This window comes from Pragia fontium DSM 5563 = ATCC 49100, assembly GCF_900112475.1.
Taxonomy (GTDB): Bacteria; Pseudomonadota; Gammaproteobacteria; order Enterobacterales; family Enterobacteriaceae; genus Pragia; species Pragia fontium.
Window position 1 is genome coordinate 522,395 of sequence record NZ_FOLW01000002.1, and the last position, 21,158, is coordinate 543,552.

Sequence of the window (21,158 nt, forward strand, 5' to 3'; positions counted from 1 at the left end):
ATTAAGTAGGAAATTAAGGAAGGTGCGCCCTAGGGGAAAAGTATATCAGCGCTTAATGTGGCTCCGTTTTGATGCGCATTTTAACCGCCCCTTATCTCCCCGCGGTAAACGCGTATTAAATCAGATGATGAATACCCGTGAAAATCGCTGAAATAAAAACCCTTCGCGGCTACCGATCACCGGCCAGCCGCGAAGCGGTGATCAATGTCTGGCATGAATATTATGAGCAATATGGCCGCTGGCCGTGGAACACGGATAAACAGCAGCCTTTACCCTTGCCGCCAAAACAAACGGCCGTCACGCCAGAAATGCTGGCGGCCGTGGCCCAGGCACAAAGAGACATAGAAAAACAGCCGCTATTTATCAAGATGGTATTTAGCGGCCGTTATGATTATCTGGTCAAAAATGCCGGAAGTGATCGAGCCAATAAATACTTACTGAACACATTCAGCAAGCGCGTATTGCCACGCTTACACCTGGTTAATAATAAGCATCATTTTGCGAGTAATGACGATTCGGCCCGTGTATTTCGTGAAGAGTTAAACGAATTTTCAGAGCGATTCAACCGCATTCATTCATTGTCAGTCAGCGAAGTAGATCGCTTGGCTTATCAAATCGCTTACCGGATTAACGGTGAATTCACAATATTATGCGATCACCTGGTCGGTGACGAAGGCCCGGAAATTCTATCAACGCCCGACGTTTTAGAAATGCTATACCGTCTATTTGCTGGCGCCGCTCGTTCGTTTCATGTTACCCCGTTGTTTTGGGCTAAGTATCTACGTGGAAAATTACAACCTACTGACGCCGCCGCCTCGATAGCCCGCCTGGTTAATCCTGATTGGTGGCGCCGAAAACTACGCACCCGCCGCACTCACTGGCGCGAACATCTGTACATTGCCGCTGGACAGGTAAATAAAAATATTTCTCCATATCTAAGCAAGTCCGGGTATCGAGACTGGCAAACCCAGCGCCATGCAAATATGGAGTATTTACGTAGCCATGAGCTAGAGGACGTCGAAACCGGCGAACGTATCAGCTTGATCGATAAAGTTCTGCATAGCGTAGCCAATCCCGCAATCCGTCGTCATGAGCTAATGAACGCCATGGCCGGAATTGAAAAGGCCGCTATTGAAATGGGCTGCGTCGGTGTGTTTTATACCTTGACCGCGCCGTCTAAGTATCACCCGTCAGGCGTAAAGAAAAAGGGTCGTTCCGGCATACAGTTTAATCGAAACTGGTCGGCCGCTGCTTATACCCCGAAAGAAACCCAGCAGTATTTAGCGCATATCTGGCAATTAATGCGCACCGCGTTAAAAGATGCTGGCTTGCGGGTGTTTGGCTACCGGGTTGCTGAGCCGCATCACGATGGAACGCCCCACTGGCATATGTTGTTTTTTATGCCACCGGAGCATAGGGCGGCTATTACTCAAATTTTTAGAAACTATGCATTGCTGGAGGATGGCGACGAGCCCGGCGCCCAGAAGTACCGTTTTACTGAAAAGATTATTGATCCGGCCAAGGGATCGGCTACTGGCTACATTGCTAAATATATTAGTAAGAACATCGACGGCTACGCGATGGAGGGCGAGATAGACGAGGAAACCGGCAAGCCGATGAAGGAGCGCGCCGCGAGTGTGGCTGCCTGGGCATCAACGTGGCGCATTCGTCAGTTTCAACCGGTAGGTATCCCGCCGATCGGTGTTTGGCGCGAGTTGCGCAGTATTGGCGAAACATCGATCGCGGAACAGTTTGACGAATCAGTGGATGCGGTTCGATTAGCTGCTCACTCAAGTAATTTTGCAGCCTACATTATGGCCCAGGGCGGGGCCTTTACACCGCGCCGGGATCTAGTGGTGCGAGTGGCCAGTAAGGTGGCCGATGAATTAAATCCTTACGGCGAAGAAGTCCAGAAAACCACTGGCGTGTATTCGCCATATCACGGCACAGATAAAGTGTACTGCACCCGAAAAACGAAGTGGAAAATAGTCCCTAAATCCCTGGCCCTTGATCCTTTGACCTTACAAAGCGAAGCGCCTCGGAGTTCTGTCAATAACTGTGGAAATGGCGTTTTCGTTGATGAACCAGAACTACCGCCAGAGCCGCGAGCTATTGACTGGAGTAATGCGCCGCAAGTGCGCGCGATGGTTTTTAAATTGAAGAAAGAGACGCCGAAAAAGCATCATTATCGTTTTGATTGGGATAAATCGCCGCCAAAGGAACGCCGCGGCCTGGCGATTTTATCCGACCAGGCGATCGATGCTATCCCGCAGATAGAAAATTTTACCGATCGGATCGGAATTGAGGCAGAACCGTGGACGCTGGAAGCGCTGGCGCGGGGGGCGCGCGTTGATTTTGGTGATGATTATGTTTACCAGGTCACCGGTGACCGGCTGAATATGATTAGTTTGGCGCCGGTGCAGGTAAATGAAAAGCGTCAGATTACTAAAGAGTATTTACTGAATCGAATAGCGGTTATTCGGCATAGTCATGGGTAACTATGTGGTACCCCGCTGGGAATGGAAGGATGGCCAGAGTAGTTATTTATGTCTACGTCTCAAGGTCATAGACAGAAATAACTGTACTGCAGCAAATTAAAATAATAATGGAGGAGGAATGTCAGGATATTTAGGCAGCAAGGCGGTGTCAGGTGCTTATCAACAAATCATAGCCAGAATGCCGCCGCATGATACATATATTGAAACCCATTTAGGCGGTGGTGCAGTGATATTGCGTAAGCCATTGGCTCTAAATAATATTGGTGTTGATATTGATAACCAGACATTAAATGATTTTGCTGTTAAAAATACGCTAGGTAATATCGACCTGGTGAATCAGGATGCAGTGGATTATTTAAATGGCTTTGATTTTAGCACCGCGGGGAAGGTGCATATTTATTGTGATCCGCCGTATTTACTGGAAACTAGAACTAGTCGCAAGCGCTATCGCCATGAGTATACCGAGGGCGATCATATACGGTTAATCAAAACCCTAAAAACTTTACCGGCTACTATCATGCTGTCTGGCTATCCTTCCGCGCTATATGATAGTTTATTATCAGATTGGCGCAGTTTTGAGTTCCAGGTAATGACTCGGGGTGGTGTGCGTACAGAAAAAATATGGATGAATTACGAGGAAACCGCCGCCTATAGTCCGGCGTTTGCCGGTATTAATGCCACCGATCGGCAGAGGATAAAAAGAAAGGCTGAGAGGTGGGCTAAAAACTATCGTCTATTACCCCCGGCAGAACGCCTGGCGGTAATGTCGGAATTGGTCAAGGTTGATAATTAAGCTAGGCGCGATGGATATTATTTTATATGAGGGGGTCAAAATGAAAGAACCATGTTTGTTGGTTGGTGGAACGCGGGCAGGGATGATTATTTATCTAGATTATTATCTGCCTATTATAAATTTTACTCCTTTAAAGAGTTCTGTTGATGCTCGTCCTTATACTGATGATCCTGAATTACCGTTCAAAACAGTGCCTTTAGAGAATTATAATTATCACAGTACTTATTTTCGGAGTGGGCTGGCCGAGTTGCGCGTATATAGTCATGGTTATGTCACCAGGGCTGACATTGATCATTATTTGCGTGAGTCTAAATATTTTAACTAAACAATGAAACCTGTAATCATAGTCATGGGTAACTATGTGGTACCCATGAATATGGAAGGATGGCCAGAGTAGTTATTTAGCCTTCGTCCTGGATGATCTCCTCCATACGCCAAGCCTCAGACTCCCGCTCTAGTAATAACTGCGCCGCTACAGACTGGGCAAGCCGCCATTTCACTATACTTTTTACGCCTGAAACGTTGATAAAATCATCAAATAACTCGATGTACTGATAGTTATAATCATTACTATCAGGTTCAACACTCAAGCGCTCTTGACGAGTTAGGGCTAGCATCTGTATTTTACTTATCACATCAAGAGGTATGGCTCTTTCTCCTTTTTCCCATCGTTGCCAAGTTCTTGTCTCCACATTTCCGATTTCTTCCGCTGCTTCCGATGGACTCAAGAACAAAAGTTTTCTAAGCTGTTTTAATTCAAAATTATTCATGTTTATACCCTAAGAAAAGGGGCGAAAGCCCCTTGTTAATTATGCGATAGCTTCTTCAACAGTAGCTATAATGTCAGCGAATGGTACGTAATCAATCGACGGCATAAATGATGGTTTTTCGCTCATATCAAATACAGAGCACAACTCTTCAATCATGTGACAGCGAATATTACTATCAGTGTATTCCACTGATTTAAAATCACCGTCGCTGTCATAATTAACGTGTTCAGATAGTTCTACTCGCCCTTTTTCGGTAACAAGGTCAAATTTAACCATGTCGAAATCATCAGTAATGAATTCGATACGTGCATTTTCAATTTTGAATGTGTTCATAATATTTCTCACTTTTCTTGAGTTGATTCGAGCCATCCCCGAACCGTTAAAGCCATTATGGTCGCAATCGCGACCAAATGCAAGAGTTATTTTACCTAAAACCTGTATTCAATGATTTTTTTATGCTGTTGATTCTGCATGGCCGTTAAAAACCCGGCTTAAGCCGGGTTATTCAGTAAATCAAGCGCCATTTGCTTTTGGTCTGGCGTGAGCCATGAGATTAAATCTTTAACTATCCTATTTTTGGATTTTGCCGATGGGCTAAGGGTGTGAGAAAAGGAAACGTTCATAACAAACGTATGGCCACACTCTACATCTGAGCAATAACAGTAAATATCAGATAACTGTTCGTGCTTACGATTAGTTTTTTTAATCGTCGCCTTTACGCCGCATTCTGGGCATATTATTTTCATGACGCGCATATATTTATCTCCATATTTATTATGGTGATATTTTACACTTTTTCGGCCCATTATTCACGCCGCCTTGGGTATGTTTTCGTCAATATCAAAATTAACTTGTAGTGATGAAATAGCGGCAATTTCTTTATCTTGATTAATGGCATTTATAAGGCGTTTTTGAATCGGAATAATTTCATCTTTCCGGTATGTATTCCGCGATTTTTCTGGATCGGGTAGCGTGACGCCAGGGCCAGGAATTAAACCACCTAAGCCAGCCGGGAAGCGGTGAGCAGTGAAAACGTCTTGGCCGCTGATATTCTTCACGTTTGCAAATTCATCTTTCGCCGACACATCACCGACCGGCATAATTTTAATGCCATCTGGCTCACCGTTTGGAATATTAACAAATAAGTTTCTGAAATTTCCCACGCCTTGACTATCTTGAATTTTGCGCTTTATTTCCTCTTCTATTTCATCGGTCATATTCGGGTCGTTAGCGTAAAGAATAAAGCCCATATGCGCACCATTGTGATAATACTTGCGTCTAAATAGCGTGGCTTCTGAATTTAATAAAGCGGCATGAATCCCGCTAATGTAATCCGGCAGGCCATAGATCGGCTGTTGTGGGTCATATTGTTTAATATAAATAATATCATCAGGTGAATATTCTAGCGGTTCATCGTCTTGTAAAACTAAAAAATTACCGTTTTTACGGCGGCGTAAATAAAGTGACGGCAATGGCGCCAAGCCTATCACTTGGCCGTAGCCGTTGCGGACTTTTACGATCGCCACGTCGCCAAATATCAGAAAATCAAAACAGACGGCTTCTATTTCTTCATGACTTAAACCGCCGTCGATATAGTCACTAAGCAACATATTTTTGCGGTGGTAAATAATGCCGCCATGTTGTGAATTAAGGTTTACCAGTTGAGCCAGGGCCAGCCTGTTGATCGGTAAAGTGTAATGATCGTTATCGCCGTCATAACGTATATTTTCGTAGTCGGTGCCGGTCGTCAGGACTGGCTCCGGCTTACCAAAATTTATCACACTCATATGTTTATTGTTGACGGTGGCCGAAACTTTGCCACGGCGGTGGTGTCGTTTTTTCATGCTGCTTTACTCGTTGCCCATGTTGATTTGCGTTTCCGCTCGTTATTAAGCGGCTCTTTGTACAATGCGTGTGAGATAGAAAAGAAAACGTCGGCGTGACCGGTTTCCGCCGATCTGTCAGCGACGAATGTCATTGCGTTTCCGCTTGCGGTAGAGGTGCGCCGGATGGCCATAAAACTGGCGGCAATAGTTTTATCTGAGCCATCCCAGGCGAGACGCTTGTTTCCTACAACATCAATCATTTTCATAACCAAACGGTTTTTATTCTCGACGCTATAGTTAATTGCCACGGCTTCCCGCAGGGCGAAATCCTGTACCATTTCAAAAACGCCGCGGCCAATACCGGTAATGTCGATGCCGATAAAAGTCATATTAAATTTGTTGTAGAGGGCTTTAATCTGTGATGCTTGATATTTAAAATTCATGCCCTGCCACTTATAAACGGCCAGCACTCTAAAGCCTTCATCTTCAAAAATCGGCGGCGCGACAATAACAAAAGTCGCTTTGTCGGTGGTTCTAGATGGGTCATAGCCCGCCCAAACTTCCCGCTGGCCAAAGGGGTGCGAATCGTTGGCTACATAGTCATTCCACAGTTCGACGTTGATCGCGCACTGTTCTACTTCACTGTATTTAAAGACGCTATCGCCAGAGTCGGTGAACACGCACATATACAGCTGATCGAAAGCGATCGCGCCGTATTCGTCCCTAAGTTCATCTACGTCAAATAGTTTGCTGGCACCATCTTTGACCGCATCCTCGATCGTGGTGATAAATCGCCACTGTCGATCGGGGCACATAATGCCTTGTTGCATTTGCTCAAAATCAGGAAACTCGATGTTTTCCCTATCTTTTTTACCTTTTTTCCATTCCTCACCCGTCCAGAATGAATATGCCTGGTGCATTTTTGACGATGGGGTAGATATGTAGGTTTTTCGCCATTGCTTATGTGTCGCCATGGCTGACGCAAGCCGGTTAAGTTTTTTGAAATCTCGTATCCAAAAATATTCATCAACATAGACATGGCCATGGTAAGACTGTGCGGTACTGCTGTTAGTGGAGAGAAACCGTAATTCTGCGCCGTTGCTTAGCTTGATCGGGTTGCCAGTCAGGGTTAAGCCGAGGTATTCACGGGCCATTGATACAATGTAGCTTCTGAACATTTCCGCCTGTGGACGGCTGGCTGATAAGAAAATTTGCGGATCGCCGGTGAGGATCGCGTCCATTAGCGCCTCAAAAGCCAGCAGCCAAGTAGCTCCCACCTGGCGCGACTTAAGCCAGTTCCGGGTACGGTTTACCCGCGCCGCTAGGAATTTCTTTTGATAAGCAAACAGGTTATCGATAAAAGGCTGAAAATCAGCTTCAACAATGCCGCTGACGTCGTTTTTACGGCGTTTTTTACGTGGCTTGCCGTCGTCATTGTCACCGTCTGTTGACTCTTCGCTATAGCGCGCACTATTGGCCGCGCCGATGGTGGCCATTTTTTCCAGATGTTTATTACGCTGGGTGCGTAGCTTAATTTCTTTATCGATTAACCGATCGATCTCGTCCAGTTCTAACGTGTTTTTTTTATCTCTGGCGATTAAAAGTTGTAGGCGGCGCCCGATCGCTTCGTCGAGGCTTTCCGCACTGAGTAAATCAGCCCAATTATTTTTCTCAGCCCAATAGTAAATAATCCGCGGCCCTGGAAGATTTAATTCCACGGCTATTTCTTTTGGTGTCCATCTTTTTAAATAAAGGGAACGGGCAACCGCTTTTAATTCGTCACTGTATTTGCTCATGTGCCTATTATGAGCATTTTATATTTAACTATTATCAACTGATTTTCTAATTAATGCGGTTAAGGGCTTATAACCGAATTAAGCCGAATTAATCAGAATGTTTATATTATTTTTATCGTGAATAATGCGGCCTATCAGTTATCTATTTTATATTCCTTAATAAGAGATTTAATTTTTATGCCAATGTCAGGCTCACAATTAACAACTAATTGGATTCGTATTGCGACCGAAGGCGAAACCATCGACGGCCGCAGAATAGAGGGCCAGTGGTTAATTGATATGGCTGATAGTTACGACCCAGCCGTATATACCGCATTGATTTGGCCTGAACACGAACGCTGGTTGGGTAATTATGGAGAGATATTAGAATTACATTCTGAGAAGGTGGACGGATTGCAACGGTTATTTGCAAAAATGTGCCCGTCAACTTATTTAATCCAAGCGAATAGAGACGGGCAATTATTATTCTGCTCTATTGAACCATCCGAAACATTAAATTTTAGAAATACCGGAAAACCTTATTTAGAGGGTTTAGGTGTGACTAATTCCCCGGCCAGCGTTGGCACAGAAAGATTACGTTTTAATAGCAAAAAGACCGGGCGTTTATATGGCGCACTGGAGCCATTAGTTTTTAGTGAAATAAAAGAAGAGGGCACGAAAGTGGCAGCAAAAAATAAAGATAAAAAGGGAGCAATGTCAAAAATGCGCCGCCTTTTTAGCATCGAAGATACGCCCGCAGAGGTGGAAGTAGATGGGGGCGACAAAACCCTAGAGGAAAAAGTCACTGCACTGGCTGAGGCGCTTAGCGCGCTTGATGTGCGATTAACCGCTATTGAAACCAAATCCGAAGCCACTGCGGAAGCCGTAACCGAGGTAGAGGAAACCGTTTCCGAAATGGAGACGGCGGTAGAGGAAGTCATAGAAGTTGTCGAGAGTGCCGAATTTAAAGCCCTAAAAGCGGGTTTTAAAGAGGTGGCCGGTAAGTTCTCAAAACTGGACGACGCAATCACTAAATTACCCGCCGCGTTACTAACTAACGCCGGTGAAGATAAAGGCACTAATTTTAGCCTGGTTTAATCCGCGGCCGAAAAAAGATAGGAATTTAAGCAATGCAACTAACAACGCGCGCGCGCGAACTTATTAATCAATATGCCTCGGCCCTGGCGCAAGGTTACGGCATTGAGCCGGGTGCCCTGACTAGCTATTTTTCGGTAACGCCACCGCAGGAAACCAAGCTACGTAATGCGCTACTGGAAAGCCAGGCGTTTTTAAAACTGATCACCGTCCAGGATGTGGATCAACTGTCTGGCCAGGTGGTAGCGGTAGGCGCAGCCGGTCTACATACCGGGCGCAAGAAAGGCGGCCGATTTGTTAAGCAGGTTGGTGTGGATGGTAACACTTACACGCTTGCGGAAACGGACTCTTGCGCACAGTTAACCTGGGCACTGTTGTGCGCCTGGGCGAATGCTGGCAGTGAAAACGAATTTTTCCAAAAAGTGAATGATTTTGCGAATGAATGCTTCGCCTTGGATCAGTTGCGTATCGGTTTTAACGGTACACACGCGGCAGAGGATACCGATCCGAGTAAATACCCGAATGGCGAGGACGTTAACCGGGGATGGCACCAAATTGCCCGCGATTATGAAGGTGGTAAGCAGATCATTACTGACGCGGTAACGTTGGGGGAAGGTGGGGACTATATATCGCTTGATGCTATGGCCTCAGATTTAATTAACACTTTAGTCCCGGCTGAGTTTCGCGAAGATCCGCGCTTATCAGTAATGGTTGGTGCTGATTTGGTAGCGGCTGAACAGCATCGACTTTATCAAGCTGCCGATCGGCCGACTGAAAAAATCGCCGCGCAGTTGCTTGGTAATTCGATCGCCGCCCGCCCGGCTTATGTGCCGCCGTTTTTCCCTGGAAAACGGATGGTTGTCACGATGCTTAGTAATTTGCATATGTACACCCAGCGCGGCACTCGTCAGCGTAAAGCTGAGCATGTTGACGACCGCAAAGCCTATGAAAGTAAGTATTGGCGCATGGAAGGCTACGCCCTGGAATATCCAGAGCTTTACGCGGCCTTTGATGAAAGCGCAGTAACGATTAAATCCGAGCCTACACTGGCCCCGTTTATGAGTGAATAAATATGTATATGTCGCCGGGCCAGCGTCACAAGGCACGCATTGAAGCAGAAAAAGCACTAAGCCAGGGTAAAGCGTTAAGCAGTCCCGACAGTATGCACTTGCAGCTAAATGCCCTGGATCGTGACGTTGCCCGGTGCCGCCGCCAACCGAATCGAGCGGAACGCCGCAAGATGAAAAGGGATGAATTACTGCCGCGTTGGTTGCCAACGGTCGAGCAGTACCTGGAATCGGCGGCCGTACATATAAATCCCACGTTCGTATGGTGCATTGTGTGGTTGTTCGATGTGGGGGATTTTGACAGGGCACTAGATTGGGTCGATATCGCCATAGATCAGCATCAACCGGCCCCGGCTAATTTTAAGGGCACGCTGGCCAGTTTTACGGCCGATACCGTTCTAGCCTGGGCTGAGAATGAATTTAGCCTTGGCCATAGCGTTGAGCCGTATTTTTCCCGCACGTTTGAACAGGTGCGGGATAACTGGCGGCTACATGAAAAAGTCAGTGCGAAATGGTTTAAGTTCGCCGGAATGTTGCTGTTAAGAGATAAAGACGGAAAAGCCCGCGCCAGCGCAGTTAATGACATTGAAACGCTGGAGAAAGCCGACGCCTTATTAGCTGAGGCTCATGCATTTAATCCCAAGGTTGGGGTTATGACGATGCGAGAACGGATCGCCGCCCGTATCCGGTCGCTAGCTGAAACAAATTAAACGACTACCGCAAGCCAAGCGGGCGCAGTCGAGGCAATGCGTTATTGATAACAACATTGGCCGTGGAAACTGGTCAGCCCGCTTTTTTATTTGAGGTGTATTGATGTTCAAGGCAAACGACAGGGAGTACAGCGAATCAATAATAACCAATGATGGATTTTGGCCTGATATTGATGTTGCTGATTTTGAAGTGTTTCGCACAATTCCCGGTGATATTAACCACAGTCAGATAGCCGCCGCATTAGTTGATTCGGTTGTAGAAATCAATCGCCAGTTGCAAGACATAGCCGCCCAAAGACGGGCGCAGGGGTATAACACCGCCGCTACGGTGCCGGGCGTGTCTGTTGATGGTAAAAACGAGTTAATTACTCAATACCAAAAAGCTGTATTCGCCCGCGCCAAAGCGGATTTAATTGGCGAGTACGCCAGTTTAGGCCGCAGTGAGGGCCACACCGGCCAGGATAATCCGAAAACCAAAGCCGATCTATTGGCGGAGGCTGCCTATACCGTACGCAATATTAAGGGATTAAAACGGGTTGGGGTGTCGCTGTTATGAGCCAGTTGGATAGTTTAGTAGGATTTATTAAACAGAACGTCCCTAAGCGCTATATGAATGAATTTGATAGCTGGATGGATGAACCGGTTTTAAAACGGGCACAAAAGGCGGTGGGCCTGAATCAACGGCGATTGGGGGTGCTGGTTTATAACGGGACGCTATCTTGGGGCAGATTTCCTTACCGCGAGTTTGATCCGCAAATCATTTTTGCCCTGATATTGGTTTGGTTGTCAGCTAATAGCCTTGATGAACAATTTCAGCCGGAAGAGCCGACCATTGATTTAGAAGTAAGTGACGATAAAACCGCTGATTTAACTATTCAGGTTGGTTTAGTGGATGAAATCAATGTAAAGCCGGATGAAAAAGGCCAGATCCCGATCAAGGGTGAAAAGTACGCGATATGTAGCCCAATTATCTGGACGGCGGAAGAGATTAGCCTGGTAAAAGGGGCCGCCCTGCGGGAATCCGTGAATGATTCGCGGTGAACTGAGCCGCGCCCAACTGCGGACGCTCCAGGATGAAATAAAGCGGCATGAACTGCCACAGAAAAAGCGCCAGCGCTTGTTATGGCGGATTGCTAAATATGGCTTGATTGTCGCTGCAAAACGGCACCAGAAACAGCAAAAGAACCCGGACGGCACAGCCTGGAAAGCCCGGCGCCGCGGTAAAAAACCGATGCTAAAGAATCTGCCCAAGCTAATAAAAATTAAGGAATTACCGGCGACAGAATCCATTAGATTGTATCTAAGCGGCGGTAATTACCATAACGGCGGGAAGGGCGTGGCGGCGGGTGTGGTGGGTTATGCCCATCACAACGGCATGAAAGCCACGATAAAAGCCGGTCAAATTAAAAATAAACCGGCAGCGGATAAAGCGACAAAAAGACAAGCTAAGAAATTAAGGGCATTAAATTATCAAATTCGTATTAACGGAAAATATAAAAAAGCGCCCTCAAGTTATATCACCAACAATATTAGTCAGGCTCAAGCCGGTTTATTAATTCGTATATTGAAAAACAAACCGATTAAAAAGACCTGGAACATAGAATTACCCGCCCGCGTATTTATGGGCGTTAACGATGATGAATTAATGCAAATGATTGCCCGCCAATTACAGGGCATGAATTACGGCTAATGAGGTAAAAACAATGGCTTTCCCCGAAGTAACAATAAACCAGGTCAATCTCGGTCAGGGTGAAAATAAGGAAGTCGAGAGAACACTATTATTTATCGGTGTTGCGACAGATGGTACGCCAGACTCCAATATCGGCAATGTGATCCCGGTTAATACGCAAACCGATTTTGACAGCTTAACGGGTGAGGGGGCACTGAAAAGCGATCTCTTATCTGCTGTGGTGAACGCTGGGCAAAACTGGTTTGCTTATGTGTACATACTGCCGAAAGAATCGGGTATTCCTGCCGCTATTGAAGCAATTAAAGCGATCCAGTCGAAAATCCAGGTGGAGGGCGTGGTATCAACGATCCCGGTAAGCACCAAAGCAGAGATTGAGCAATTTAATAGCCTGCGGAGTGTTGTGGTATCTAAATTCGGTACATGGCAATGGTTTATGTTGCCGGTTGACGGCGCCAATGCTGGGGAAAACTGGGCCGCAGTTTATAAGCGTTTGGACACCCTGCAAAAAGGCGTTGCGGCGGCCGGTGTAATGCTGGTTCCGCGCTTATTTGGTAATGAAGTGGGCGCATTGGCTGGTCGGCTGTGTAATCGTTCAGTAACTATCGCTGACAGTCCCATGCGTGTGGAAACAGGCCCCATGTTGGATCTGGGCAGCGCTGATAAGCCGGTTGATGCTGACGGCGCAGAGCTGGGTCTGGAGACACTAATTGCCCTGGAGAGGGTTCGTTATAGCGTGCCTGCATGGTATACCAATTTTGATGGCGTCTATTGGTCTGACGGTCGCACCTTGGACGCCGAGGCCGGGGATTTTCAGGCCATCGAAAATCTTCGAGTCATTGACAAAATGTCTCGCCGTATTCGGGTAAAAGCGATCCGCCGCATTGGTAACCGTGCTTTAAACAGCACGCCCGGCAGCATTGAGCGCAACAAAATTTATTTTGCGGCGGTGATGCGTGAAATGTCCAAATCAGTATTGATTAACGGCGTTCAGTTCCCCGGCGAGCTTAAGCCGCCAAAGGATGGCGATATCCAGATCGTTTGGAAAACTAAAACCAACGTTGAGATTTACGCGGTCGGCCGAACAGAGGAATGTCCGAAGGGGATCACTGCGTCCATTATGCTGGATCTTAAACTGGAGGATAAATAATGGAGCGTTTAAGCGGCTCGTCTTTTGATATCAACTATGGCGATGTAATGATTAATGTGGAGAACATTTCGTTAGACATTACCGATAACACCGCGGTGGCTAAAACTAACGGTATCCCGGATGGCCACACCAAAGGCGATAAATCGGCGGAAGGAGAGTTAGAACTAGATAGCCAGAATTTCAACTTATTATCTGAGGTCGCCGCCCGCGCCGGGTCTTGGAGTGATTTCCCGGTAGAGGATATTACATTTTATGCCAATACCGGCGAGGCTGAAATGAAAGTAACGGTATTCGGTTGCAAATTAGTGGTATCCGGCTTGCTCAGCATTGATCCGAATAGTGCTGATAAAAGTAAGCATAAAGTGAAGTATTTTTCGACATCGCCGGATTTTGTCCATATCAACGGTGTGCCGTACCTGTCGGCGCGCGATACGCGCAATCTGTTGGAGTAGTCGTAGTCATGGACGAAATAGAAAAAACCCTGATCCGGCTTGGTATTTTCGGCGCCCTGATCGGCCTGGCCAAGTTGTTGGTTGGTGATGAAAAAATTACGTTTCGGCTGTTGCTTGGCCGGATATTGCTCGGCGTTGCCCTTGCTGTTAGCTCGGGTACGGTGTTGATTCAGTTTGAGAATTTAAGCGAGTTAGCGTTAATCGGCCTGGCTTGTACGCTGGGGATATCTGGTCAAACCGGGATCGAATGGTTATTAAAGCGAGGTAAAAGTAAAAGTGAAACTGAGTGAAAAACAACAATTATTTGCCCAATTGATCGCACAACTTATTTTGTGGTCTGTCGATCACGGTTACCGCGTGACCTTTGGCGAAGCCTACCGCACCCCGGAACAGGCAGCGCTGAATGCCAAGAATGGCCGAGGTATTGCTAAAAGTTTGCACACTCAGCGCCTCGCCGTTGATTTAAATCTATTTATTAATGGTGAGTACCAGACTGATAGCGCAGCCTATTTGCCGCTCGGCGAATATTGGGAAAGTATCGGCGGCAGTTGGGGCGGGCGCTTTTCTCGACCAGATGGCAATCATTTTAGCCTTGAGCATAACGGGGTGCGCTAATGCGTTGGCTTTTGGGGGCTGTGGTAGTGGCCTTTGCTGCCGGTTGGTGGTTTAGCCTGCAATACCAGGACAGCCAACAATTGTTAATTGAGCGCGCGGCCCGTAAAGCTGCAGTGGAGATACAAACATCTATTGCCGCTACGGCGCAAGTTGTGGAAAACAAACTACAGGATTTAAGAGCTAATGAACGGCACACCGAAAAAGTTATTCGCACCGAAGTGGTTAAACCGGTTTTTAATAACGTGTGCGCTACTGATGATTATATGCGGTTGTTCAACGACGCCACCGAGCGAGACGAAAGCATATTATCAGGAAAATCTATTAACTGAGTGCCCGGAAGTATTACCCCGTTTAACCGGTACCACTGGCGCCGCTTTTGATGCCCTGGTGACGGCGTATAAATACTTATATTTAGATTGTGCCGTTAGGCATAACGCATTAATTAAAGAAATCAGAAAATAAGGAATTGAATATTATGGCTAAAGTTACTCTAGAAATCGGGTCTGTTGAATTGGTATTTAACCCGGAAGTCGAAACTTATAATAAATTTATCAATGAAATGCAGATGAATAATAAAATGGCGCCGTCAACCAATTATATTCGCCGCATCGTCGATAAAAATTATAAAGACGCTTTAAACGATATTCTCGTTAATTCCCCGGGTGCCGCTTTGCAAATTGCCGCCGCAATTAATGACGAATTCGCACCGGAATTAGAAATCACCGTAAAAAAATAGAAACCCTAACCCGAAAAATTAGCGAAAACGGGTTAGAGCAATATTTAACATTGCGTCGTTATTATTTGCCTAATGAAACTGACGACGCCGAGAATTTAGCCCGCGCGGCCTGGCTTGATAATCATTTTGCCGAGAATATGCGGTTTTCAATTGCTAACGGCATTACCCTGGCATTTAACGGAAAATAATGAGCACTTTATCTTTTACTTTATCCTTGATCGACCGCGTAACGCGCCCATTGCGGGGCGTGGGTGCGGGTTTGCGGGGATTTGCCAAGCAGTCAGAAAAAGCCTTTGAACCAATGGCCAAGGGCTTTCTGGCATTGTGGGGAGTAAAAAAAGCAATTCAGGCCGCGCTCGATCCTGCCGTTCAAATGTTTAATACCTTACAAAAAGCCTCGGCGCGGGGCGTAGGGGAAGAGGCACTAAAAAAACTCTCTAAAGATGCATTATTGTTCAGTTCTCGCTACGGGACATCGGCGCTGGCGTTTGTTGAATCGTCGCACTTGATCAAGTCCTCAATTAATGGCTTGACAGATAGAGAGCTGCCGCGCATGACCAAGGCCGCTAACTTGTTGGCGGCGGGTACGGGAGAAAGTGCGCAAGCGGTCGGCACCTATTACGGCGCGATGTATAACCAGTTTAGAGGCGTAGCTAATAAAATGGGCCGGGTAAAGTTTATGGAAAACTTAACCGACCAATCCGCCTACATGGTAAGTAATTTCGGCCTATCTATTCAGAAAATCCAAGACATGATGAAAGGCACCAAAGGCGCCGGATCTAACCTGGGCGTTGGATTATCCGAACAATTCGCCGTATTGGGGCAATTGTCCAGGACAATGGGCAATGAGGGGGCCGGTGCCTATGAGCAGTTTTTAAATAAGGCGGTTGAAGGTGGTAAAGCGCTAGGAATAAGCTTGACGGATTCAAACGGCAAGCTGTTGGCCATGCCGGATATTATTCAAAAGTTACAGAATAAATACGGGAAATCTATCCAGGGCAATATTAAAGCCCAGGCTGAACTCGATAAAGCCTTTGGCGGCGGCTCAAAAGTGATTAAGGCGCTATACGGCAACGTGGACGAAATGCGCAAGCATATGGATTCACTCGGTAAAAATACGGGTATGAAGAATGCCACCAGTATGGCCAATAAAATGGCCGATCCGTTTGCCCGCTGTACTTCGATATTGTTTGCCTTGCGCGCCGCCATCGGTGAAAGCCTGGTGCCAGTGTTATACCCGTTAATTGATAACGTCGCTGACGCCGGGGAGCAATTCACAAAATGGATGAAAATGTTCCCAAATATCGCCCGTTGGATCGGTTATATCGCGGTTGGCTTTTTGAGCTTTGCCGCAGCCGGTGCCGCGGCCAATATCGTGATGGGGATTACCCGATTTATTATGATTGGCTTGCGCGGAATTATGTCGGCATTCAGTGCCGTACTGAAAATTGGCCGGGTGTTTATCTTGGCGTATCGCGCGGCCCTGTTAGCGTGGAATGCCGCCATGCGGATTTTACGCGCCACGCTGTTGGCGATCCGTATCGCCGCTATGTTGGCTGGGGTGTCATTTACTTTTATGACCTGGCCAATCCTGCTCATTATTGCCGCTATTGCGCTCCTGGCTGTCGGTATTTATTTACTTATCAAGCATTGGGACAAAATAAAAGCCGCGGTAATGGATACCACCGCATTTAAAATCATTGCCGCATATTGGGAAGTATGGAAAACCATTTTTCTATATGTGGTTGATATTATCGGCAAGGCTTGGGAGAAACTTTGTAAATGGTTTGAGGATATCTCGCCGTTTGATTCTGTTGCAGATATGGCCGCGAGCCTGGGAAATGTGTTTGGGAATCTTTGGACGTTCTTAAAAAAATCATTCTCTGATACCTACAGTTGGATTGTCGATAAATTAAACATGATCCCAGGAATCAATATTGATTTGATGCCGACACCTGCCGCGGCACCGGCTGCAACTGCATTAACCGGCACAAATTTAAAAGGAGTTGGCCAGGGTGGTATCAGTAAAGAAATTAAAAATAGTTCATCTAACAAAGTGGATAACAGTCGTCATGTTGGTGTTGTCAACATTACTCAACAAGAGCCAATGACTCCCGCCCAACTCAATGAATGGATTGAACTTAATGCCGGGTAAATATTTTGATTTATTGATTGTCGCCGGTGATTTTTCGCTGAACTCCGGCAATGAGCCGGAACGCTGTAATAATCGCGTCAGCATCGGCCAAGATATAGCACACGCGCTGATTGAATCGGGTCTACCGATAAAATTGTTGGCACAGCGTAGCACAACATTGCGCGCTGACATCTTCACACAAATGATTTTATTAGTTGAAACCGACGATCGGATTGTGCCAGGTACGGTGTTGATTACAGAGGAAAGCGCCAGGCGGTTGTTGCTTACCGCGCGAACTTATGATTTTGGCGATATTGTCCAGGGGGTTGCGTATGAAAAAGAATATTGATGTAAATTACGAGAAAATCCTGATGGATAGCGGAATGCCGACGACGGATCAGGCGGTGAGGGCGCAGTTTGAGATCCTGGTTAAACAAGAGGGATTAATTACTAACACCTCGCGTATGTCGCCGTTTTGGCGCTTGATCACTGCCATTGTCACTACGCCGTTTTTGTGGCTTAAAGATGCGTTGATTAATACCGTATTGAAAAACAGTTTTTTGGCTACCGCGACCGGACCGTTTCTCGATCTGTTTGCCTGGGCGGTAAATATTGAACGTAAAGCCGCCCTGGCGGCCAGTGGTGTGATCCACTTTTATAAAACAGACGATAAGCAGCCGATTACCATTAAAGCCGGTACTATCGTGCAGTCTGAGCGGATCGACGGAGTGATTTATCAATTACGCGTTACCAACGATATTATTATTCCTGCCGGGGTATCTGCCTTGGCCGTTCCGGTGGAGGCGGTCAGTAGTGGTGCAGGCTATAACCTAGCACCGGGATATTATCGAATTTTGCCGCAGTCCGTGCCGGGCATTTCCTACTGTGCTAATGAGGAAAATTGGTTAACGCAGCCCGGTGCCGAGCAAGAAAGTGATGGCGACCTGCGACCGCGCATACGCAATCAATATAATTTGGTGAGTAATTACCATACCGACGCTGTATACCGCGGCATGATATCCAGCATTGTGGGTCTGAATAGTGAAAGAGTTTATTTTGTCCACGATGCCCCGCGAGGCCCCGGCACTGCCGACGTCTATTTATTGTTGGATACCGGGGTAATTTCTCAGCCGTTTGTCGACGCGATAAATGATTATGTTATGGCTCAAGGGCACCATGGCCACGGCGACGATTTACGTTGTTTCGCGTTGCCGGAAACGCATCACGATCTGAGCGTGAGTCTTTACCTAGATCATGAATTAGAAGGTGAGGAGCAAGCGCGGCTTATTGATAATGTGGCTCACCTGATCCGCTGTGCCTTTCGTGAGAATAATCAATTTAATGTTGTTAAAGTTTGGCCTTATTCGCGCTATAGCTTTTCACAGCTTGGCCGTGAAATTCATCGTCATTTTGGCGTTGATTCGGTGGTGTTTTCTATTGGGGATATTACCAGCGGCCTGGCTATCCCGCGTCTAAATAATTTAACAGTGAGTGTTGATCATGGCTGATTTTCCGCGCATTAAGCTGCCGGTTTGGATGAATCGAGGCGAGCCCCTGAAACTGGCCAACGCTGCCTGTAAGTTCTGGCTGATTGCCCGCGACTGGTTGAACTGGCCACTAAAGCAAATTGATGCCGAAACTTGTCACGAATCGTTATTAAACGTCATAGCGTATGGACGTGATATCAATCGTTTTTCTGGTGAACCGATAGCGTTATTTAGAAAGCGCGTTAAGTATGCGTTTATCAATGCTAAAGATTCCGGCAGCGTGGCCGGTTTCGCAGAGATATTTAAGCGCCTGGGGATTGGTGAAATAACACAACTTGAGCGCCAGCCAGCATATGAATGGGACGTGATCATTATTCGGGTGACAGATAGCCAAATCGCAGAAAACAACACGCTGATGATGTCATTGATTCGGCAATATGGCCGCACCTGTCGGCGTTATATTTTTGAAGTTATCAATAATAAAACCATGAGTCTGTGCGGCGGCATGTTTGGCGGTGAAACCGCTTTTTATCATGCTAAATCAAATGTGGTAACCGGGCATATTAAAACACTAACAAAGGTGGCACCGAGCACCAAAAAAACACAGGTAACTTATAGCGCCAGTTTGGGAGATAAAAAATAAATGGCTACAGCAATTACGTTAGCGTTTGAGAGCTGGAACGCTCAGCAGGTTTTAAATAAATTACCGGTACGCCCGGACACGATTATTTTTGCCAATGTGCCCGGCCAAGATCCCGATAAAAAAATTGACCGGCGTGAAGGGTTGCCAGACGATAAATTTATTGTGCATCGTGATTTTGTCACCCAGTACGGGCTGATTAATGAAAACGCTGTAGCTTATTCTATCGTACTGGATACTCGGATCGGTGACTTCGAATTTAATTGGCTGGGGTTGCTGGATTCTGAAAGTAATACGCTATGCATGATTGTGCATACGTTACCACAGCAAAAAATCGCAACGGGTAACGGTATCCAGGGAAACAATATTACCCGCACATTTCTGATGGAATATGACGGCGCAGCCGCCGCCAGTCAGATCACCGTCACCGCGGAAACCTGGCAGATAGATTACAGCGCTAGAATGGCTGGCATTGATGAATCATTGCGCCTGGCCAATTTAGATCACTATGGCCACGCCGCTTTTTTTGACAATGGTTTTAATGTAACCCGTGAGGGGGAACAATTCCGTATTGCCGCTGGCGTTGGCTATGTCGGCGGGCTTCGTGTTGTATTGACTGATGATACCTTGATTGATGCGCCCGCCGATGCGTCAGTTTGGGTTGACGTCAGTCTACAGGGAACTGTTACAGGACAATGGTTAGCGCTAACAAAATTCGTTGTTGCTAATGAATACGCTGATTATGTCGATGAATATGGTTTTCATCACTATGTTGCAAAACTAGCGACAGAAGAAAATACAATTATTGAAGATGAACGCCCGCCGACGCCCCAGGAAGAAATGACGGATGCATTTACCGATGCTTTAGCAGAGCATGAGAAATCAACAAATCATCCAAAAGCAACGACGACATCATACGGTTTTGTGATGCTGAATAATTCAGTTACATCAACCAGCATTAACGCGGCGGCAACGTCAAAAGCGGTTAAGCAGTCCTATGATTTGGCGGATAGCAAAGTATTAACAGTGAATAACAAACCCGCTGATGATGCTAAGAACGTTGAGTTAAGTGCGGTTGATGTTGGAGCGCTACCGTTAACAGGCGGAACATATACAGGGGAAATCACAGCAACTTATAATGGCTCCTATGGTTTTGCATATCAACATGAAACAAAAGCGGCTTTTTATAATAGTGTAACGCGAGATAAGGAAAGCGAGTATCACCCATTAATTAAGCAGGATTTTCACATTCCCGGCCACTCTTGGAACACTTATTCATTTGGTGTTCTAAATCACGGTAATGGCGTGCAAGATTTTAAATTACATATCATAGATCATCTGGGAGCTGGGCTTGCGTTCTCTTGGACTCCGGTCGGCGATTATTATGTTCCACTCAGCGTTTATGCTGGTTCAAATCTTTACGCCCATCATCATTTATATACGGGTGGAGGACAATCCCATTTTAGAAATGACGGCATGGTTTACGGCCCGGTGTGGGGCGGCGATCTGGCTAGTTGGGTCAGTAGAAATTTTATTAGCGATATTCGATGGGGATCGGCGGTTGAAATCGGGCGTCCTGGGGGCGGTCAGTGGTACGGTGTGCCTTGGGAAAGCGTAGTAACAGGGCTATACAATAACGGGAATAGCTACATTAGCAGCATTCGAGCTAGGCCATTACAAAAATATATTAACGGCGGTTGGTGGACGATAGGAGCCATATAAT

At 46.4% G+C, this 21,158-nt stretch carries 26 protein-coding genes; 21 read left to right on the forward strand and 5 right to left on the reverse strand.

Annotation, left to right across the window (positions count from 1 at the left end):
- The first annotated feature begins 137 nt into the window (after window positions 1-137).
- The 3 genes from BMZ28_RS05555 (at window position 138) to BMZ28_RS05565 (ending at window position 3,616) form a co-directional block, all read left to right on the forward strand.
- Window positions 138-2,498: a replication endonuclease gene (locus BMZ28_RS05555; RefSeq protein WP_074821369.1), complete on the forward strand. Its 2,361-nt coding sequence runs from the start codon at window positions 138-140 to the stop codon at window positions 2,496-2,498.
- Between the two features lie 118 nt (window positions 2,499-2,616).
- Window positions 2,617-3,291 carry a DNA adenine methylase gene (locus tag BMZ28_RS05560; RefSeq protein ID WP_074821372.1) on the forward strand — a complete coding sequence of 225 codons (675 nt, stop codon included), beginning with the start codon at window positions 2,617-2,619 and terminating at the stop codon, window positions 3,289-3,291.
- A 40-nt stretch (window positions 3,292-3,331) separates the two neighbouring features.
- Window positions 3,332-3,616 (forward strand): hypothetical protein, encoded by a 285-nt coding sequence (locus BMZ28_RS05565; protein WP_136655850.1) that lies wholly within the window; start codon window positions 3,332-3,334, stop codon window positions 3,614-3,616.
- A gap of 76 nt (window positions 3,617-3,692) precedes the next feature.
- On the opposite strand, the gene BMZ28_RS05570 is transcribed toward BMZ28_RS05565, so the two are convergent.
- From BMZ28_RS05570 to BMZ28_RS05590, 5 genes are all read right to left on the reverse strand, one after another.
- A complete protein-coding gene (locus BMZ28_RS05570; RefSeq protein ID WP_074821379.1) occupies window positions 3,693-4,061 on the reverse strand; it encodes an Aca2/YdiL-like domain-containing protein in 369 nt (122 codons plus the stop codon).
- A 39-nt stretch (window positions 4,062-4,100) separates the two neighbouring features.
- Window positions 4,101-4,430 (reverse strand): AcrF10 family anti-CRISPR protein, encoded by a 330-nt coding sequence (locus BMZ28_RS05575; RefSeq protein ID WP_136655849.1) that lies wholly within the window; start codon window positions 4,428-4,430, stop codon window positions 4,101-4,103.
- A 122-nt stretch (window positions 4,431-4,552) separates the two neighbouring features.
- On the reverse strand, window positions 4,553-4,816 hold the full coding sequence (locus BMZ28_RS05580; RefSeq protein ID WP_428480384.1) for an Ogr/Delta-like zinc finger protein: 264 nt from the start codon (window positions 4,814-4,816) through the stop codon (window positions 4,553-4,555).
- A 54-nt stretch (window positions 4,817-4,870) separates the two neighbouring features.
- Window positions 4,871-5,905: a phage portal protein gene (locus BMZ28_RS05585; RefSeq protein WP_074821390.1), complete on the reverse strand. Its 1,035-nt coding sequence runs from the start codon at window positions 5,903-5,905 to the stop codon at window positions 4,871-4,873.
- Window positions 5,902-7,683 (reverse strand): terminase large subunit domain-containing protein, encoded by a 1,782-nt coding sequence (locus BMZ28_RS05590; protein ID WP_074821393.1) that lies wholly within the window; start codon window positions 7,681-7,683, stop codon window positions 5,902-5,904. Before BMZ28_RS05590 ends, BMZ28_RS05585 begins: the two co-directional genes overlap by 4 nt.
- A gap of 177 nt (window positions 7,684-7,860) precedes the next feature.
- On the opposite strand from BMZ28_RS05590, the gene BMZ28_RS05595 reads away from it, so the two are divergent.
- From BMZ28_RS05595 to BMZ28_RS05680, 18 genes are all read left to right on the forward strand, one after another.
- Window positions 7,861-8,760, forward strand: a complete 900-nt coding sequence (locus BMZ28_RS05595) for a GPO family capsid scaffolding protein (RefSeq protein ID WP_345889630.1) — start codon at window positions 7,861-7,863, stop codon at window positions 8,758-8,760.
- A 32-nt stretch (window positions 8,761-8,792) separates the two neighbouring features.
- Window positions 8,793-9,827, forward strand: a complete 1,035-nt coding sequence (locus BMZ28_RS05600; RefSeq protein WP_074821396.1) for a phage major capsid protein, P2 family — start codon at window positions 8,793-8,795, stop codon at window positions 9,825-9,827.
- Between the two features lie 2 nt (window positions 9,828-9,829).
- Window positions 9,830-10,534: a phage terminase small subunit gene (gene gpM, locus BMZ28_RS05605; RefSeq protein WP_074821399.1), complete on the forward strand. Its 705-nt coding sequence runs from the start codon at window positions 9,830-9,832 to the stop codon at window positions 10,532-10,534.
- 103 nt (window positions 10,535-10,637) lie between these two features.
- Window positions 10,638-11,090 (forward strand): head completion/stabilization protein, encoded by a 453-nt coding sequence (locus BMZ28_RS05610; RefSeq protein WP_074821403.1) that lies wholly within the window; start codon window positions 10,638-10,640, stop codon window positions 11,088-11,090.
- A complete protein-coding gene (locus BMZ28_RS05615; RefSeq protein WP_074821406.1) occupies window positions 11,087-11,575 on the forward strand; it encodes a phage tail protein in 489 nt (162 codons plus the stop codon). Before BMZ28_RS05610 ends, BMZ28_RS05615 begins: the two co-directional genes overlap by 4 nt.
- The gene (locus BMZ28_RS05620) at window positions 11,562-12,224 is read left to right on the forward strand and encodes a hypothetical protein (RefSeq protein WP_074821409.1); all 663 of its coding nucleotides are present in this window, start codon (window positions 11,562-11,564) and stop codon (window positions 12,222-12,224) included. Before BMZ28_RS05615 ends, BMZ28_RS05620 begins: the two co-directional genes overlap by 14 nt.
- Window positions 12,225-12,237: 13 nt before the next feature.
- Window positions 12,238-13,371, forward strand: a complete 1,134-nt coding sequence (locus BMZ28_RS05625) for a DUF2586 domain-containing protein (protein ID WP_074821414.1) — start codon at window positions 12,238-12,240, stop codon at window positions 13,369-13,371.
- Window positions 13,371-13,823: a phage protein gene (locus tag BMZ28_RS05630; RefSeq protein WP_074821418.1), complete on the forward strand. Its 453-nt coding sequence runs from the start codon at window positions 13,371-13,373 to the stop codon at window positions 13,821-13,823. The genes BMZ28_RS05625 and BMZ28_RS05630 overlap by 1 nt, the downstream gene beginning before the upstream one ends.
- A gap of 8 nt (window positions 13,824-13,831) precedes the next feature.
- Window positions 13,832-14,113 (forward strand): phage holin family protein, encoded by a 282-nt coding sequence (locus BMZ28_RS05635; RefSeq protein WP_074821422.1) that lies wholly within the window; start codon window positions 13,832-13,834, stop codon window positions 14,111-14,113.
- Window positions 14,100-14,438 carry a M15 family metallopeptidase gene (locus tag BMZ28_RS05640; protein ID WP_074821425.1) on the forward strand — a complete coding sequence of 113 codons (339 nt, stop codon included), beginning with the start codon at window positions 14,100-14,102 and terminating at the stop codon, window positions 14,436-14,438. The genes BMZ28_RS05635 and BMZ28_RS05640 overlap by 14 nt, the downstream gene beginning before the upstream one ends.
- Entirely contained in the window at window positions 14,438-14,767 is a 330-nt protein-coding gene (locus BMZ28_RS05645; protein WP_074821427.1) for a hypothetical protein, read from the forward strand. Before BMZ28_RS05640 ends, BMZ28_RS05645 begins: the two co-directional genes overlap by 1 nt.
- 146 nt (window positions 14,768-14,913) lie before the next feature.
- On the forward strand, window positions 14,914-15,174 hold the full coding sequence (locus BMZ28_RS05655; protein ID WP_074821433.1) for a putative phage tail assembly chaperone: 261 nt from the start codon (window positions 14,914-14,916) through the stop codon (window positions 15,172-15,174).
- Between the two features lie 50 nt (window positions 15,175-15,224).
- Window positions 15,225-15,362, forward strand: a complete 138-nt coding sequence (locus BMZ28_RS17720) for a DUF6890 family protein (protein ID WP_428480383.1) — start codon at window positions 15,225-15,227, stop codon at window positions 15,360-15,362.
- Window positions 15,362-17,329 (forward strand): phage tail tape measure protein, encoded by a 1,968-nt coding sequence (locus BMZ28_RS05660; protein WP_074821436.1) that lies wholly within the window; start codon window positions 15,362-15,364, stop codon window positions 17,327-17,329. The genes BMZ28_RS17720 and BMZ28_RS05660 overlap by 1 nt, the downstream gene beginning before the upstream one ends.
- Window positions 17,319-17,657 carry a DUF2590 family protein gene (locus BMZ28_RS05665; RefSeq protein WP_136655847.1) on the forward strand — a complete coding sequence of 113 codons (339 nt, stop codon included), beginning with the start codon at window positions 17,319-17,321 and terminating at the stop codon, window positions 17,655-17,657. The genes BMZ28_RS05660 and BMZ28_RS05665 overlap by 11 nt, the downstream gene beginning before the upstream one ends.
- Entirely contained in the window at window positions 17,641-18,816 is a 1,176-nt protein-coding gene (locus BMZ28_RS05670) for a baseplate J/gp47 family protein (RefSeq protein WP_074821442.1), read from the forward strand. Before BMZ28_RS05665 ends, BMZ28_RS05670 begins: the two co-directional genes overlap by 17 nt.
- Complete coding sequence (locus BMZ28_RS05675) at window positions 18,809-19,438, forward strand: phage tail protein (RefSeq protein WP_074821445.1); 630 nt, start codon at window positions 18,809-18,811, stop codon at window positions 19,436-19,438. The genes BMZ28_RS05670 and BMZ28_RS05675 overlap by 8 nt, the downstream gene beginning before the upstream one ends.
- Complete coding sequence (locus BMZ28_RS05680; protein ID WP_074821446.1) at window positions 19,439-21,157, forward strand: phage tail-collar fiber domain-containing protein; 1,719 nt, start codon at window positions 19,439-19,441, stop codon at window positions 21,155-21,157. It abuts the gene before it with no gap.
- The last annotated feature ends 1 nt before the right edge of the window (window position 21,158 follow it).

What these genes read in the sequence shown, in the direction of transcription:
- BMZ28_RS05560 (WP_074821372.1), top strand. Translation starts at nt 2,617, where the DNA reads ATGTCAGGATATTTAGGCAGCAAGGCGGTGTCAGGTGCTTATCAACAA.
- BMZ28_RS05565 (WP_136655850.1), top strand. Translation starts at nt 3,332, where the DNA reads ATGAAAGAACCATGTTTGTTGGTTGGTGGAACGCGGGCAGGGATGATT.
- BMZ28_RS05570 (WP_074821379.1), bottom strand. Translation starts at nt 4,061, where the DNA reads ATGAATAATTTTGAATTAAAACAGCTTAGAAAACTTTTGTTCTTGAGT.
- BMZ28_RS05575 (WP_136655849.1), bottom strand. Translation starts at nt 4,430, where the DNA reads ATGGCTCGAATCAACTCAAGAAAAGTGAGAAATATTATGAACACATTC.
- BMZ28_RS05580 (WP_428480384.1), bottom strand. Translation starts at nt 4,816, where the DNA reads ATGCGCGTCATGAAAATAATATGCCCAGAATGCGGCGTAAAGGCGACG.
- BMZ28_RS05585 (WP_074821390.1), bottom strand. Translation starts at nt 5,905, where the DNA reads ATGAAAAAACGACACCACCGCCGTGGCAAAGTTTCGGCCACCGTCAAC.
- BMZ28_RS05590 (WP_074821393.1), bottom strand. Translation starts at nt 7,683, where the DNA reads ATGAGCAAATACAGTGACGAATTAAAAGCGGTTGCCCGTTCCCTTTAT.
- BMZ28_RS05595 (WP_345889630.1), top strand. Translation starts at nt 7,861, where the DNA reads ATGCCAATGTCAGGCTCACAATTAACAACTAATTGGATTCGTATTGCG.
- BMZ28_RS05600 (WP_074821396.1), top strand. Translation starts at nt 8,793, where the DNA reads ATGCAACTAACAACGCGCGCGCGCGAACTTATTAATCAATATGCCTCG.
- gpM (WP_074821399.1), top strand. Translation starts at nt 9,830, where the DNA reads ATGTATATGTCGCCGGGCCAGCGTCACAAGGCACGCATTGAAGCAGAA.
- BMZ28_RS05610 (WP_074821403.1), top strand. Translation starts at nt 10,638, where the DNA reads ATGTTCAAGGCAAACGACAGGGAGTACAGCGAATCAATAATAACCAAT.
- BMZ28_RS05615 (WP_074821406.1), top strand. Translation starts at nt 11,087, where the DNA reads ATGAGCCAGTTGGATAGTTTAGTAGGATTTATTAAACAGAACGTCCCT.
- BMZ28_RS05620 (WP_074821409.1), top strand. Translation starts at nt 11,562, where the DNA reads ATGATTCGCGGTGAACTGAGCCGCGCCCAACTGCGGACGCTCCAGGAT.
- BMZ28_RS05625 (WP_074821414.1), top strand. Translation starts at nt 12,238, where the DNA reads ATGGCTTTCCCCGAAGTAACAATAAACCAGGTCAATCTCGGTCAGGGT.
- BMZ28_RS05630 (WP_074821418.1), top strand. Translation starts at nt 13,371, where the DNA reads ATGGAGCGTTTAAGCGGCTCGTCTTTTGATATCAACTATGGCGATGTA.
- BMZ28_RS05635 (WP_074821422.1), top strand. Translation starts at nt 13,832, where the DNA reads ATGGACGAAATAGAAAAAACCCTGATCCGGCTTGGTATTTTCGGCGCC.
- BMZ28_RS05645 (WP_074821427.1), top strand. Translation starts at nt 14,438, where the DNA reads ATGCGTTGGCTTTTGGGGGCTGTGGTAGTGGCCTTTGCTGCCGGTTGG.
- BMZ28_RS05655 (WP_074821433.1), top strand. Translation starts at nt 14,914, where the DNA reads ATGGCTAAAGTTACTCTAGAAATCGGGTCTGTTGAATTGGTATTTAAC.
- BMZ28_RS05660 (WP_074821436.1), top strand. Translation starts at nt 15,362, where the DNA reads ATGAGCACTTTATCTTTTACTTTATCCTTGATCGACCGCGTAACGCGC.
- BMZ28_RS05665 (WP_136655847.1), top strand. Translation starts at nt 17,319, where the DNA reads ATGCCGGGTAAATATTTTGATTTATTGATTGTCGCCGGTGATTTTTCG.
- BMZ28_RS05670 (WP_074821442.1), top strand. Translation starts at nt 17,641, where the DNA reads ATGAAAAAGAATATTGATGTAAATTACGAGAAAATCCTGATGGATAGC.
- BMZ28_RS05675 (WP_074821445.1), top strand. Translation starts at nt 18,809, where the DNA reads ATGGCTGATTTTCCGCGCATTAAGCTGCCGGTTTGGATGAATCGAGGC.
- BMZ28_RS05680 (WP_074821446.1), top strand. Translation starts at nt 19,439, where the DNA reads ATGGCTACAGCAATTACGTTAGCGTTTGAGAGCTGGAACGCTCAGCAG.